The sequence below is a fragment of the Streptomyces sp. NPDC040432 genome (genome assembly GCF_055595445.1).
Window position 1 is genome coordinate 154,568 of sequence record NZ_JBVIVP010000012.1, and the last position, 14,310, is coordinate 168,877.

At 73.1% G+C, this 14,310-nt stretch carries 11 protein-coding genes; 6 read left to right on the plus strand and 5 right to left on the minus strand.

The features are described 5' to 3' along the window. Genes ACZ58N_RS24210 through ACZ58N_RS24225 form a run of 4 tightly spaced genes read left to right on the plus strand, consistent with a single transcriptional unit; the run spans position 1 to position 2,813 of the window. Complete coding sequence (locus tag ACZ58N_RS24210) at positions 1–408, plus strand: roadblock/LC7 domain-containing protein (protein ID WP_281204722.1); 408 nt, start codon at positions 1–3, stop codon at positions 406–408. Continuing rightward, positions 405–761: a DUF742 domain-containing protein gene (locus ACZ58N_RS24215; RefSeq protein ID WP_471163476.1), complete on the plus strand. Its 357-nt coding sequence runs from the start codon at positions 405–407 to the stop codon at positions 759–761. Before ACZ58N_RS24210 ends, ACZ58N_RS24215 begins: the two co-directional genes overlap by 4 nt. Next, positions 742–1,365 carry a GTP-binding protein gene (locus ACZ58N_RS24220; RefSeq protein WP_471163478.1) on the plus strand — a complete coding sequence of 208 codons (624 nt, stop codon included), beginning with the start codon at positions 742–744 and terminating at the stop codon, positions 1,363–1,365. Before ACZ58N_RS24215 ends, ACZ58N_RS24220 begins: the two co-directional genes overlap by 20 nt. Next, positions 1,362–2,813 (plus strand): cytochrome P450, encoded by a 1,452-nt coding sequence (locus ACZ58N_RS24225; RefSeq protein ID WP_471163481.1) that lies wholly within the window; start codon positions 1,362–1,364, stop codon positions 2,811–2,813. The genes ACZ58N_RS24220 and ACZ58N_RS24225 overlap by 4 nt, the downstream gene beginning before the upstream one ends. Before the next feature lie 90 nt (positions 2,814–2,903). Here ACZ58N_RS24225 and ACZ58N_RS24230 read toward each other — a convergent pair whose 3' ends face one another. The 3 genes from ACZ58N_RS24230 to ACZ58N_RS24240 all read right to left on the minus strand — a co-directional run bounded on the left by ACZ58N_RS24230 (position 2,904) and on the right by ACZ58N_RS24240 (position 7,406). Next, positions 2,904–3,935 (minus strand): terpene synthase family protein, encoded by a 1,032-nt coding sequence (locus ACZ58N_RS24230; RefSeq protein WP_471163484.1) that lies wholly within the window; start codon positions 3,933–3,935, stop codon positions 2,904–2,906. A 292-nt stretch (positions 3,936–4,227) separates the two neighbouring features. After that, entirely contained in the window at positions 4,228–6,015 is a 1,788-nt protein-coding gene (locus ACZ58N_RS24235; RefSeq protein WP_471163487.1) for a methyltransferase, read from the minus strand. Between the two features lie 176 nt (positions 6,016–6,191). Further along, complete coding sequence (locus ACZ58N_RS24240; protein WP_471163490.1) at positions 6,192–7,406, minus strand: 4-hydroxybenzoate 3-monooxygenase; 1,215 nt, start codon at positions 7,404–7,406, stop codon at positions 6,192–6,194. A gap of 241 nt (positions 7,407–7,647) precedes the next feature. Between ACZ58N_RS24240 and ACZ58N_RS24245 the strand changes: the two genes are divergently transcribed. Beyond that, positions 7,648–8,145 (plus strand): DUF4232 domain-containing protein, encoded by a 498-nt coding sequence (locus ACZ58N_RS24245; RefSeq protein WP_471163492.1) that lies wholly within the window; start codon positions 7,648–7,650, stop codon positions 8,143–8,145. A 77-nt stretch (positions 8,146–8,222) separates the two neighbouring features. Here the strand turns inward: ACZ58N_RS24245 and ACZ58N_RS24250 are convergent, their stop codons facing one another. After that, on the minus strand, positions 8,223–9,071 hold the full coding sequence (locus ACZ58N_RS24250) for an aldo/keto reductase (protein ID WP_471163624.1): 849 nt from the start codon (positions 9,069–9,071) through the stop codon (positions 8,223–8,225). 464 nt (positions 9,072–9,535) lie between these two features. Here ACZ58N_RS24250 and ACZ58N_RS24255 point away from each other — a divergent pair, with 464 nt between their 5' ends. After that, positions 9,536–11,281, plus strand: a complete 1,746-nt coding sequence (locus tag ACZ58N_RS24255; RefSeq protein ID WP_471163495.1) for a putative Ig domain-containing protein — start codon at positions 9,536–9,538, stop codon at positions 11,279–11,281. Between the two features lie 147 nt (positions 11,282–11,428). Here the strand turns inward: ACZ58N_RS24255 and ACZ58N_RS24260 are convergent, their stop codons facing one another. After that, positions 11,429–14,263 (minus strand): LuxR C-terminal-related transcriptional regulator, encoded by a 2,835-nt coding sequence (locus tag ACZ58N_RS24260; protein ID WP_471163498.1) that lies wholly within the window; start codon positions 14,261–14,263, stop codon positions 11,429–11,431. Positions 14,264–14,310: the final 47 nt, after the last annotated feature.

Consider the following 14,310-nt stretch of genomic DNA (forward strand, 5'->3'; position numbering starts at 1 on the left):
ATGCAGCCACTGCCCAACATGGACTGGATGCTCAAGGAGCTCGTGGGCGGTGTCCCTTACGTGCGACACGTGGTCGTCCTGTCGTCGGACGGCCTGTGCATCGGTCAGGCGAACACGGCGCCCGACACCGCCGACGCCCTCGCCGCCGCCTGCTCCGGCATCCAGAGCCTGGCGAGGGCCGTCGCGCAGATGTTCCCGCACGGGGACGGCTCGACGCGGATGGTCGGCATCGAGGCGGACGGCGGGTACTTCTCGTTGATGGCGGCAGGCCCCGGGGCCGCCCTCGCGGTCCTGGCCGACGAGGAGGTGGACGCCGGACTCCTCGGCGACCGCATGAGGACGTTGGTGGTCCGGATCGGTCAGCACATGACCAGCCCGCCCCGTGAGGACGTAGGGCAGGCGATGTGACATCAGAGAATCCGGACCCGTGGGATGAAGGCACCCCCGTTCCGCTCTACGTCATCACCGGCGGCCCGGCATCCGCGGCGAAGACCTTCGACCTCGTCACCCTCATCGCGGCGAGGTCCGAGCCCGACCCCTCGATGCAGCCCGAACAGGCCGCCATCCTCTCCCTGTGCACCTACCCGCTGTCGGTGGCCGAGGTGTCGGCGTACCTCAGCCTCCCGTTCAGCGTCGTCACCGTACTGCTGTCCAAACTCGTCGACGAAGAGCGGCTCGAAGCCATCGCACCCGTGCCGGTGGCTGCCTTTCCCGAACGCGGCCTGCTGGAGGCGGTGATCCATGGACTACGCAAGCTCTGAGGCGCCCGGCGCCGGCCGGCGCGACGCCGGCATGCTGCTGCCCCACGGCGCCAGGGGAGTCAAGGTGGTGGTCGTCGGCGGCTTCGGGGTCGGCAAGACCACCATGGTCGGCGCGGTGAGCGAGATCCCGCCCCTGACCACCGAGGAGACGATGACGCAGGCGGGCGTCGGGATCGACCACAACCCCGGCGTCTCGGGCAAGAACACCACGACCGTCGCGATGGACTTCGGCCGGATCAGCATCAACCAGGAGCTGATCCTCTACCTGTTCGGAACACCCGGACAGGAGCGCTTCTGGTTCCTGTGGAACGGCATCTTCGAAGGTGCCCTCGGCGCCGTGGTCCTCGTCGACACCCGCACGATCGAAGTCTGCTTCGAGGTCGTCACCCGCCTCGAAGACCGCCGGGTGCCCTTCGTCGTCGTCGTCAACACCTTCCCCGAGGCACCGCAGTACCCCCTGCCCGAACTGCGCACCGCCCTGGCCCTCAGCGATTCCGTGCCCATCGTCACCTGTGACGCACGCGACCGGGCGTCCTGCCGCGACGCCCTGCTCTCGCTGATGGTCTACCTGTGCACCCTTGCAGCCGCCCAGGAGTCCGCATGACCTTCCCACCCCCCGAACACGCCACCGAGTACGGCGGTTCGGTCCCGCCCCCGGGATGCCCGGCCCATACCGCCACGGGACCCGGCGGAGCCACCCGTCTGTACGGACCCGCCGCGGAGACGGACCCCATGGGCCTGTACGAGAAGCTGCGGGCCGAGCACGGTCCCGTGGCGCCCGTCCTCCTCGACGGTGACGTCCGCGCCTGGCTCGTCCTCGGCTACCAGGAGAACCGGGACGTGGCCAGCCGCCCCACCCAGTTCTCCCGCGACCCCCGCGTCTGGCACGGCTGGCGGAGCGGGGAGATCGACCCCGCCACCTCACCCCTGGTCCCCATGATCGGCTGGCGTCCCGACTGCGTCTGCGCGGACGGCGAGGAACACCAGCGACTGCGCGGAGCCGTCACGGCCGGCCTCAGCCAGTTCGACCACCGCGGGGTCCGCCGGCAGATCACCCGCTTCGCCCACCAGGTGATCGACACGTTCAGCGAGAGCGGCGAGGCGGAACTGGTCGGCCAGTTCACCGAGCACGTACCCATGCTGACCCTCACCCACCTGCTCGGCATGTCCGAGGAGGACGGCCCCGGGCTCGTGCACGCCGCCCGTGACCTCTTCAAGGCCACCGAGACCTCGCTGGCCAGCAACGCCTACGTGCTGCGCAGCCTGGAACGGCTCGTCATCGCCAAGCGGACCCGCCCGGGCCAGGACATCGCCTCCGCGCTGCTGGCACACCCCGCCCGGCTCACGGACGAGGAGGTCCAACACCACCTGCGCCTCATCCTGCTCGCCGGTTACGAGACGACCGCCAACCTCATGTCCAACGTCCTGCGCATGGTCGTCACCGACCCCCGGTTCCGCGGCTCCCTGGCCGGCGGCCAGATGACGCTCCCGGAGGCCGTCGAACAGGTCCTGTGGGACGAGCCCCCGCTGATGGTGTGCCCGGGTCGCTGGGCCAACGGCGACACCGTGCTCGGCGGTCGGCAGATCAGGGCCGGTGACATGCTCCTGCTGGGTCTGGCCGCCGGGAACGTCGACCAGTCCATCCGCAGGGACCCCTCGACCCCCGTGCACCACAACCGCGCGCACCTGGCCTTCAGCGCGGGCACCCACGAATGCCCCGGTCAGGACATCGGTCGCATCATCGCCGACACCGGCATCGACATCCTGCTCACCCGGCTGCCGGACATCACCCTGGCCGTCCCCGAGGAAGCCCTGACCTGGCGATCCTCCACCTGGGCCCGGCATCTGACGGCGCTGCCCGTGACCTTCGCGCCCCGCGCACCGAGGCCCCAGGACGCCCCGGCCCCGCTGCCCGCCGCCCCGGTCCGGAGCGGCGCGACCCGATCGGCGCCGCCGCCGCCGCGTCCCGTCACCGAGCCCGTGGTCTCGCACCGGCTCCCACCCCGAGCCTCCTGGTGGACGCGCCTGACCGATTTCCTGCGCGGGCGGTAGGCGAGCACGACCGTGCACCGGGGCCGTACGCACGGGGGAGGGGCGCCGACACCCGTCGGCGCCCCTCCGTCGATGCCGGCCGCGGCGCCGTCACTCCGGGAAGGGCTCGTCCGAGGAGGCGTAGCGCGGCGCCCCGGTGTACCAGGCGTGCAGACCGGACAGGAAGCCGCAGGCGCCCCCGAGCCACACCTCCAGCTCCTCCCGCTCGTCGCGGTGCAGTCCGGTGCGCTGGACGAGCTGGGCGAGGTCGTTCCGCCTGAGGTGCTCGAAGTCCCGCAACCGGGCGTTGACCAGGTTCAGGGCGCCGGGCACGGCCTCGTGGAGACCGATGCCCAGGGACGAACCCACCACCAGAACAAGGTTGTTGACGTCGCGTTCCTCGTGCACCTCCCGCTCGTAGGACGCGATGTCGTTCGCCAGCCCCATGAAGTCCATGAAGGCGTCGAGCAGGGCACGGACGGTCCGGCTGTGCCGGATCTGTTCGGGTATTCGCGCTCCGGTGGCCAACTCCACGGAGTAGGGAGCGGTGTGGGCGGCGAAACTGTCGCGCCGGAACGAGGCGTAGTCGATCAGATGGGGAACACGGCCGCTGAGGCTGTTCGCGAGTTCCTCCACTCCCGCGTCGACGTACCGCACGAGGTGCTGGTTGAACTCGCGCCGCCAGTGCGCCAGCCTCGGCGGGAACAGGCAGCGCTGAAGGTCCGCGATGCCCCGCTCGACGGCGTTCGTCGGTTCCGGCGGCCGAGCGCCCGGCTCCGTCCGCAGGAACTCGTGGAGGCGGGCGGTGAACACCACCGCGCCGGTGAGGTCACCGGTCTGCTTGAAGGTGGTGGCGAAGTAGTCGTCCCAGGCCAGGGCCCACACGTTGAAGCGGTGGTTGAGCCGCAGGTCCGCGAGGGAGGCGTCGGGCAGGGTCCAGGCGGTCAGTTGGTCGACGGTCATCGCGTGGAACTTGGGCCGCGTCCAGATCGGGCGCGCGCCCGCGGGCCCGCCGTGGCCCTCCAGCATGCCCATCTCGCGCGCCCAGGACTCGTTCTCCGCGTGCAGGGCCGGCAGGTGCGGATTCACTCGCAGCGGATAGGGCATCCACAGCTGGGGGAGCTCGACGGTACGCACGGTCATCGGGACCAGACTCCTTCTCTCTCCGGCCCGCACGGCTCTGCGGACCACCACGCGGGCGGTGGACCGGGGAAGGCCGGGCCGCCGCCCGGTCGTACTCACCTGGCTGCTGTGCGCTGGGGCGCGCCCTTCGGGCCGCATGGCTGAGGGATGCGGGACGCCGCACATGTGCCCGCATGTGGTCGAAACGTCCCTTCTTGAGGCCGGATCGTGTCCATTCCGGAGCTCTCCACCCCTGCCCGCCGTGAACGGCCGGCAATCCCGAAACGGTCCCTGACCTGCGGTCAGGACATATTCACTTCCCGAACGGAACGAATTCCCCAGGAGAGACTTTTCGGACGTCCGGGTGAACGCGCTCCGCCCGTCGGGCGTGCAGGGTGCGGGCGCCGAGGGGAAGGGGGCTGTGGCCGACCAGCCGCAGGCCGCAATCGGACAGCAGCCGGGCGTAGTGGTCCGCGGTGCGCTCCCGGCCGCCGGTGTTGCACATCATGTGCAGGTCCCAGGCGGTGGCGAGGGACGGGGTGCCGTCCGCCGGCAGCAGGCGTTCGACGATCAGCAGGTCTGCGTCCCCCGACATGGCGTCGGCGCAGTACCTCAGGATCTCCCGGCACCGGTCGTCGTCCCAGTCGTGCAGTACCCGGGAGAGGAGGTAGACGTCACCCCCCGACGGCACGTCCGCGAAGTCACCGGCCAGGTAGCCGCACCGGGCGCCCACGGGGCCCGCGCCGAGCCGGGCCCGGGCGGCGGCGAGGACCTGGGGGCGTTCGAGGAGCGTGCCGCGGAGGTCGGGGTGACGCGTCAGGACCCGCTCCAGCAGTTCCCCCGTCCCGCCCGCGATGTCGACGACGGTGCGGGCGCGACCGGCCGCGCCGGCGGCGGTGAGCACCGGGTGATCGGGGAGGGGGTCGAACATGGCGGCCGAGGCCGCCATGGACTGGTCGAACAGCGCGGACAGTTCGGGGCTGCGCGCGAAGTGGTCGAAGTGGTTCTCGCCGTACAGGTGATCGAAACCCGGCTGTCCGGTCCGAACGGTATGGGTCAGGTGACCGAAGGACTGGTAGAAGGGGCCGCCGTACATCAGTGCCAGGGCCCGCATCGAGGACGGGGCCCCCGCGTCCAGGAGCGCGCCGACGCCGGTCAACCGGTACCCGACGCCGTCCTCCGCCACCACGCCCAACATGGCCAGGTACCGGAGCAGGGTCGCCAGACGTTCGGGGCGGGCGCCGACCTCACGCGCCAGCTCCGCGGCGCCGGCCCCGGGATGCCGGTGGAGGGCCTCGGGGAGCCGTAGCTCGGCGCAGGTCGCCAGGGCCTGGGTGGTCCAGGCCCCGGTCAGCATCCGCAGGAGGGATTCCGCGGGCGCCTCCGTCGGCTCCGGCCCACCGGCGAGGTGCTCGCCCAGCACGTCGCGGTGATCGCCGCACGCGTACAGCTCCACCCGCCCGTAGACCGTCTTGGTGCCCGCGGGGGCGGTGAAGTAGAACACGGTCCCGTCCTCGTGCGGGTTGTAGCCCCCGCCGTCGGGTACCGCGCCGTGACCGGCGAAGCTCGCCAACAGCCCTCGCAGCACGAGCGGGTCGGGACGCACGACGTCGAACGCCAGGTGGGCCTCGTGGTCCTGGCGGCGTTCCCGCTCGGCGATCAGTTCCGATCCGGATCCCGGGGTCAGGGCCAGGGCGAACACCTCGACCGCGCGTCGCTCCCCGTACGGTCCGTTGACCCCGGGCCGGAGAATCCTTACGTCAAGATCGGCGGGGTCGCGGTGGTGGCGTGACGCGAGGCGGTTGCGGACGACCACGCTCGGCTGCGCCGCGGAATCGCAGGCCAGCCCGCAGTCCGCGAGCTGCGCGCGCAGGGCGGCCTCGTCGGCCGGGAAGACCAGCAGGGCGGCGTGCGCGAAGCGGCACCGATCGGTGAGGGCCCGCAGTTCGGGGCCGTCGAGGCCGGGCAGCACGCGCGCCAGCAGGACGGAGGTGTCCTGCCCGCGCACGAAATCGGCCGCCGCGCGCAACCGCGCCGCGTCGTCGAGGAGCAGGGGGGCGGCGCCGGTGGTGGGCGTGGTGGAGAGGTCGTCGGAGTACATGCCGTGTCCTTGTCGAAGGAGGGGGCGCCCCGGAGCCTCGGAGCGATCACGGTTCGCGGTTCGCGGTTCGCTGGTCGCGACGGAGTGCCGAGGGGCGCCGACGTGTGCCGAAGGGGGCGAGGGGGGTGGTGAGGACGTGCCGATCGGCCCGGTGGCGGGGCCGGTGGTGGGGAGGGTCAGACGCCGACGTAGTGGTCGGCGAACCAGTCCTGGGTCGTCCGGGAGTCGCGCAGCGAGGCAAGGCGGGAGGAGCGCATCCGCTCCTGGAAGGGCGCGGGCGTTCCCTCCGGCCCGGGCGTCCCGTGCAGAAGGTTGATCATCCAGTGGGAGAACTCCTGGGCCCGCCAGATGTGGTCCAGGCAACGGTCCGAGTAGCGGCCGAGCGGCTCGGGGTTCCCGTGGACGAGTGCGTCGGTCAGCGCACGGGCCAGGATCTCCGCCTCCAGCACCGCCAGGTTCGCCCCCTTGGCGGCCGCGGGACTGATCAGGGCCGCCGCGTCGCCCACCAGGAACAACGATCCGTGGCGCAACGGTTCGAGCACGTCGGATTCGAGATCGACGACGGCCCGCTGGAGGATCCTCCCGCTCCGCAGGGCGCCGTACTCGGCCGCGCCCATGCGCAGGGCGAGTTCCTCCCAGATCCGTTGCTCGCTCCATGCCCCGGGGTCGTGCCCGCGTTCGCACTGCAGGTAGTAGCGGGTGTTCTCGGTCGAGCGCACCATGTGCCCCGCGAAGCCGCGCGGGTGGACCGCGTAGCCGACGGCGTCCATGCTCGGCGGTGCCTCGGCGAGCAGCCCCAGCCATGACACCCCGTGGTCGCGGTGGTGACGTCGGACCGCCCCGGCCGGGAGCGAGCGCCGCCCCGCACCGTGTCGGCCGTCGCAGGCGGCGACGTAGCGGGCCCGCCAGTGCCCGGGGTCGCCGTCGCGGTCACGTACCGCCACCGAGGGGTTCGGACCGTCCGCGTCGGTGATGGCCGTGGCCTCGGTGCCGAACCGGACCCGACCACCGGCGTCGAGGAATTGGCCCAACAGGTCGTCCACCAGTTCGTGTTGGGGATAGACCGTGTGCGGCTCGCCGCGGCCCAGTCGGCCGTACTCCAGGCGGAAGCGTCCCTCCTCGGTGCGGAACTCGCAGACGCCGTGCTCCTGCCCGCGTCGCCGCAGCCCCTCGTCCAGGCCGTTGCGGGCGAGGACGCGCACGGTGTGGGCGGCGAGGTAGCCGGCCCGTGCCCGATGGTGGAGGTGCTCGCGTTCGGCGCGTTCGAGGACGACGCAGTCGATCCCGCTCCGGAGTAAGAGGTTCCCCAGCACCAGGCCGGCGGGGCCGGCGCCGACGATCACCACATCGGCCGAGTGCCGCGGAATCGCGGCGTGCTTACTTTCTGTCACGGAGGTGGATCTTAGGGACTGTTCGGGGGACGGACAGTCGAAGATCACCCGTATGGCCCGGCCGAAGAGAAAAGGATTCTTCCGTAGGGGCGGGCGGAGGTCCGGCCGAGGTCATGGACCGGGCCCCGACCTCGGTACACCGCGCGGACACGGCCGACGGAGCGTCGGGCCGGCATTCGCCCCGGCCCGTGGTTGCGTGGAGGGCGTCAAGGAACCGGTCGGAAGACAGGCAGAGTTCAGCATGCACACCAGTCGCAGGTCCGTTCCCCTCCTCGCCGGCGCGTTGGCCGCCGTCGCCGCTCTGGGAGTCGCGCAAGCCGCCCCCGCGAGCGGCGCCGCACCCTCGGCCTGTCGCCCGGCCAACCACCTCGCGAAGATCGCACCGGACCGCGCCGAATCCGGGCACCTCCACTTCCGCGTCACACTGACCGCCGCGAAGGGATACGCGGCGTGTCGGCTGGTCGGTTCCCCGACCGACGTGGCCTTCGCACACCACGGCACCCCGCTCGGCATCACGGCCGGACGGTACGGCGACCAGAACGCCGTCGTGACCTTCGGGCCGGGCCGCCCCGTCCACTTCGACGTGCGGGTTCCCCACCAGGACCACGGGACCCCGGCGGACGAGGTGTCCTTCACGCTCGGCGCCCCGGGTGGCGCCATCCCGGGCACCTCCGTCGCCGAAGGCCCCTTCGAGGTGACCGCGGGTACGGTCATCGGCCCCGTTCGCCCCGGAGCCTGACACCGGCCCCCGGGGCCCGCCACCTCCACGCCGGCCGGGCCTCCCCGCGTACGCCGGCCGGTCGTGGAGCCGTGCGGTCAGTCGCCCAGCACGTGGGTGCCGAGCCGGCCGACCACGGCGGGATCGCGATGGTCGAAGAACACGGACTCCCCGGTGTCCAGGGCGGCGACGGCCGCCATCTCGGCGGGAGCGAGCTCGAAGTCGAAGACGTCGAGGTTCTCCGCCATCCGCTCGGGCCGCACCGACTTGGGGATCACCACGACACCGCGCTGGACGAGCCAGCGCAGCACGACCTGAGCCACCGACCGGCCGTGCGCGTCCGCGATCCCACTGAGCGTCGGATGGCCGAAGAGGTTGTTGCGGCCCTCGGCGAAGGGCCCCCAGGACTCGATCTGAACGCCGCGCCCGCGCATCAGCTCCTGGTCGGAAGTGCGTTGGTGGAAGGGATGGGTCTCGACCTGGTTGACGGCCGGCGTGACCTCGTTGTGGTCGATCAGGTCCACCAGCCGGTCGCCGTGGAAGTTCGAGACGCCGATGGCCCGCACGAGTCCCTCACCCAGCAGGGCCTCCATGGCACGCCAGGAGCCGTAGACGTCCCCGTAGGGCTGGTGGATCAGGTACAGGTCGATGTGGTCCAGGCCGAGCTTGCCCAGTGAGGTGTCGAAGGCGCGTGCCGTCCTGTCCTCGCCGGTGTCGGAAACCCACACCTTGGTGGTGACGAACAGGTCCTGACGAGGGATGCCGCTGTTGCCGATCGCCCGGCCGACGGCCTCCTCGTTGCCGTAGGCAGCCGCGGTGTCCAACGATCGGTAGCCGGCCGCGAGCGCGTCGCTGACGGCCCGTTCGGTCTCCTCGGGCGGGATCTGGTACACGCCGAAGCCGAGGACGGGCATCTCGACGCCGTTGTTCAGGGTGACGTTGTGCATGTGGGGTTCCTTGTCCTTGTCCTTGTACTGGCCCACGTGGATGGCCGGCTGGATCCCGGTGCGGTCCGGCGAGGGACCCGCCTGCCGTACGGGGCCGTGCTCGTCCACGCCTACCCGCTGCCGGACACCGCCTCCCGCCGGGTACTCCACGTGGGTCCGCCGCGCACGGACCCGGACGGCGCCCGTGGCCGCGTCACCTCCCTCGGCGGGGCCGGAGCGATGCAAGGGAGCTCCCCGCTGTTCACGGCCCCGACGGACCCCCGAGGCTGTGCCCAGTCCCGAGCGGGTCCGGCGGCCGACCCACCGTCGACCGGCCCCTCGGAACATCGCACCCGCCGGCCCACGAGGTCGGCGAGCGGCGTCGCGGAGCGGCCGGTCGATCGCCGACCCGAGCGAAGCGGCCCTCCGACGGATCCCTCCGGTGCCCTCCACACCGGCCCCCTCCGTGAAAGGGAACGACCTCCATGCGCACCGTACGAAACCAGCACGTCCTCAAGGGAGTTGTCGCGGCCTCCGCCCTGTTGGGGCTCGCCGCCCTCCCCGCCCACGCCGGCCCGGCACCCGGCCCGACGTCACCGGATCCGGCGGCGTCCGTACCGGCCGGCGTGCGGGCGGCGATGGCCCGGGACCTCGGGCTCTCGGCGGAAGGCGTCCGCGGGCGGATCGCCGACGAGCAGGCGGCGGAGCGGACCGCGACGGCCGTCCGAGCCACGGTGGGCGACCGTGTCGCGGGAGTCTGGTTCGACGCCGCCGACGGCCGTCTGCACACCGCGGTCACCACGTCCGCCGACGCCGACGCGGTCCGTCGCGCCGGAGCGGTCGCCGAGCGGGTCGATCACAGCGCGGACCGGCTCGAATCGGTCGCCCGGCAGATCGGGGAGTGGGCCGGGCACGCTCCCGGGCTCCTGGCCTGGGGACCCGACGTCCGCGCCAACCGGGTCGGCGTCGTCCTCGATCCGACGCGGGCCACCACCGCGCTCCGCACCCGTCTCGCGGCGTTCGAGGACCTCGTGGACGTCACCGAGTCCACGGACACCCCCCGTCAGCAGGGAGGCAACGTCGTCGGCGGCGAGAAGTGGGTACCCGGCAGCGAGAGCCCCTGCTCGATAGGCTTCCCCGTCACCCGCACCAGCGGCGGCACCAAGGCCTTCCTGACCGCCGGCCACTGCACCAACGACGTCAACCAGGCCGCCTACGGCAAGGACGGCACCCGCGTCGGAACCTCCAACAAGAACGGAACCGGCAGCGTCAACGCGGCGGAGGGCGACTTCGGCATCGTCGACGTCGACCAGGCCGGCTGGGAGCCGACCCCGACCGTTTCCGGCTGGGGCAAGGGCGACGTCACCCTCACGGGCACGGCCGAAGCCGTGGTCAGGAGCGCCGTCTGCCGGTCCGGCCAGACCACCGGATTCCAGTGCGGCGAGGTCACCAGGATCAACCAGAGCGTCGACTACGGCAACGTCGTCATCAACGGCCTCTCCTACTCCAACGCCTGCTCCGCCGGCGGGGACTCCGGCGGCAGCTACGTGACCGCGACCGGCGGCAAGGCCGTCGGCCTGCACTCCGGCGGTGGCAGCGCCACCTGCAGCGGCGGGAGCGGCGAGAAGTTCACCATCTTCCAGCCCGTCAACGAGGCCCTCTCCAGGTTCGGCGCCGCTCTGACCACATCGACCCCCCAACCCGGCGGGGTCACCGTGGCGGCCGTCTCCGCCAAGTCACACCCCACGGGTAGCCCCCTCGAACTCAGGAACAGCGCCGAAGGCGGTACCGCTCCCTACACCTGGTCGGCGACCGGCCTCCCGGCCGGCCTGTCCATCGCCCCGTCCACCGGAACGGTCTCCGGGACCCCGACGGCCGACGGCACCCACTCCGTCACCGTGACGGCGACCGACAGCGCCGGCAAGAAGGGCAGCGCCTCCTTCACCTGGACCATCACACCCGCCGGTTCCGGAAACCCCACCCTGATCGGCCCCGGCAACCAGAACCTCCACGTCGGACGCCCCGTCAACCTGCCGCTGACGGCGACGGGCGGCAGCGCTCCCTACACCTTCACCGCGACCAACCTGCCCACCGGCCTCACGATCAACGCGGCCACGGGCGTCATCTCCGGGACCCCCACCGGCTGGGGCTTCCGCAACGTGACCCTGACGGTCACCGACGCGGCCGGCAGGAAGTCGACCGCCACGGCCACGTTCACCGTCTGGTCCTGACCGGCCCGAGCAGCCTGCGGTCCCGGCGCCGGGGGGCGGGACCGCAGGCCCCGGCCGTCGCCCGGGTTCCGATCCCGAAGGCGAGCCATCGGGCGGCGGCCTTGGACGGGTGCAGGCGGGCCGCGACGCGGGGAACGGCCGGTCCCGTCAGTCGTCCCGGGACCGCGCACGAGCGGCCAACTCGGTTCGGTTGCGGACACCCACCTTGCGGTAGATGCGGCTGAGCATCGCCTCGACCGTCTTGCGGGAGACGAACAGCCGCTGGGCGGCCTCGGGATTGCTGCTGCCGCCGGCGACCAGGTCGACGAGGTGACGTTCGCGTTCCGTCAGCACGACCGCCGGCGCTCCGTCCTCGCGCGACGGAGGCCGGCGAGCCGCGGTCCGGGCCCCGTGCGCCGGGTCCGCCGTCGCACCCGACAGCCGGGCGAGGTGGCCGCCGACGAGCGCGGTCCACGGACGGGCCTCGGCCGCCGCGAACAGGGCGCCGGCCTCCTCCCACGCGGCCCTGGCCGCACCCACCCGCCGCCGGCGCCGCTCGATCCGCCCCAGGGCCAGCAGCGTGCGGCCCTGCTCGACGGGTCGACCCATCGCGGCGAAGGCCGCGGCGACGTCACCGAGGAGCTCGACGGCCCGACCCGGGTCCCCCTCCCGCGCGAGGCACACGGCGCGGGCCCGGGTGACGAACACCCGCACCACGGCGTGGGACGGGTCGTCGGTCACCGCCTCGTCGAGCGCCTCCAGCAGCGCGCGGGCCCGGGCCTCCTGACCGGCCGTCGCGAACGCCTCGACGGCGTCGGGCTGCCACCGGAGGACCGCCGGATCCCCGGCCGTCGAAGGGCCCTCGATGTCGCCGATCTCCTCGAAGGCCGCCACGGCCATGTCGATCCGGCCGCTGTGCAGGTGCACGGCTCCCGTGACCCACAGGCTGCGGCTCGTGTGCAGCACGTCCCCCTCGGCACGGGACACGTCCAGGGCCCGCCGCGCGTACTCCAGGGCCCGGCCGAACGAGCCACCACAACTCTGGACGAGCGCGGAGGTGTACCAGACGGGACCCGGCGAGAGATCGGCCTCCCCGGTGTGCGAGCGGGCGCGGGCCGCCCAGGCGAGCGCGCCGGCGCACGCACCGCGCCCGGCCTCGACCTCGGCGAGGCTGCGGCACAGGTCGGTGAGGCCCTCGGCGCCGCCGGCGGCCCGGGCGAGGGGCAGGAGCTCCAGCAGCGCGGCCCGTGCCGCCGGCAGGTCCCCGTCGAAGACGGCGTGGCGGGCGGCCAGGTACTCGGGGCTGTTGGAGACACCGAGCGCGGCGGGCGGTACGCCCAGGGCGAGAGCGCACTCCAGGGTGGCTCGGGCTTCGCCCGGACGCCCGAGCAGGCGCGCCGTACGGGCCGCCATCGTCAGTGCCGCGGCCTGCAGGCCGTCGTCCCCGGCGGTCCGCGCCAGCGCGGCGGAACGGGTGGCGTGGAGGAAGGAGCGGTCGAAGTCCGCGGAGGTGACGTTGGCCGTCACCGATGCCCTCAACTCGATGGCGGCCAGCAGCCGCGGATCGTCGCGTGCCGCGCCGCGGGCCGCCGCGAGGAAGGACTCGGCCGCGGCGAGGTCCTGGCCGCAGGCGTCGACGACCGCCATCAGGGCCCGTACCCGATCCGCGGGACGGCCGTGGTCGTCGGCGATGCGCCGGGCCGCCAGGCGGGCGGTGTCGACGTCACCGGCCGCCGCCGCTTCCTGGGCGGCGTCGGCGAGCCGCCGCGACCTCAGGTCCGCCAGCCGGGGCGGGGTCAGGCGGGCCGCCAGCAGCATGAGTTCCGCCGACAGTCCGCGGTCACCGTCCCCCCGAGCGGTCGCGGCCGCCCGCGCCGTTTCCTGCGCCGTGCACCCGTCCGGCCCGTCCATCGCCATCGCCCGGTGCCGGGCGGCGCGTACCGGGTCGGTGACGGCGTCCGCGAGAGCCGCGTGGTCCCCCCGCCGCTCGGCGGCGGACCCGGTCCGGGCCGCGGCATCGGCCAGCGCCCGCGCGGCGAAGCGGACGGCACCGGAGCGGGCGTCACCCGTGCCCTGCGGGGCGACGAGTACGCCCGCCCGCACCGCGTGGGCGAGGTCCTCGGAAGCCTCCGGGCACCCCGCCCGGTACAGCAGGTCCACGTCCGGCCGGTGGGCCAGCGAAGCCATCCGCAGGGTCTTGCGCGCATTCGCGGGCACGGTCCCCCACCAGGTGTCGGCGAGGCCCTCGACCGACCTCAGCCCGTCGAGGAGGACCCGGCCGAACGGCCGGTCCGTCACCGGCCGCCCCGACAGTTCCTCGCAACAGGCCGCCAGCAGCGCGCGGTTGCCGCCGCAGTGGTGCAGCACGGCGCCGCTCCAACGCGCCGAGAGTCCGAAGGCCTCCAGCCGGTTCGAAACCTCCTCCTGGCCGGCCGGGGCCACGTGCACGACCGGCGGGTGACCTCCCAGCAGCCCGGCCGACCGTTCGGGCCGGCTGACTGTCCGTTCGGCCGTCACCACGCCGAGTGCCCCGCGCTCCGGTGAACCGAGGGCGTACCCCAGTACGTCGGCGCTGACCGGGTCGAGCCACTGGACGTCATCGACCACCAACAGGACGGGAGACAGCTCGCGGAGCATCCGCGCGACCCGAGCGCGCAGCCGCAACCGATCGGCGGGAGCCGTCCCGGCGAGGCCGTCCGTCACCAGGCTCTCATCGAGCCGCATGAGCCCCGAGCAGGGCAGGTGTTCGTCCCCGGGCCGGTGGTGCAGGCGCACCACCCGCCCCGTCCAACGCCCGGCAACGGCGTCGGCCAGGGTCGACTTCCCCGAACCCCAGCCCCCGTGGACCGCGACCCGGCCGTGGAGCCCGACCAGTCGGACGGCCGTGTCGACGAGGGCCTCCCAGCCGCCGGCGCCGGATCCGTCACCGTGGTCGTCGTCCGGCCCGTCACCATCACCGCCGGGGGTGTGCGGGGACCGGCCCCCGAATGCCGCTGCGTTCACCCGGTGCACGCTAGGTCCCGTGGCCCGGGCGACCAAGCCCCCTGTCG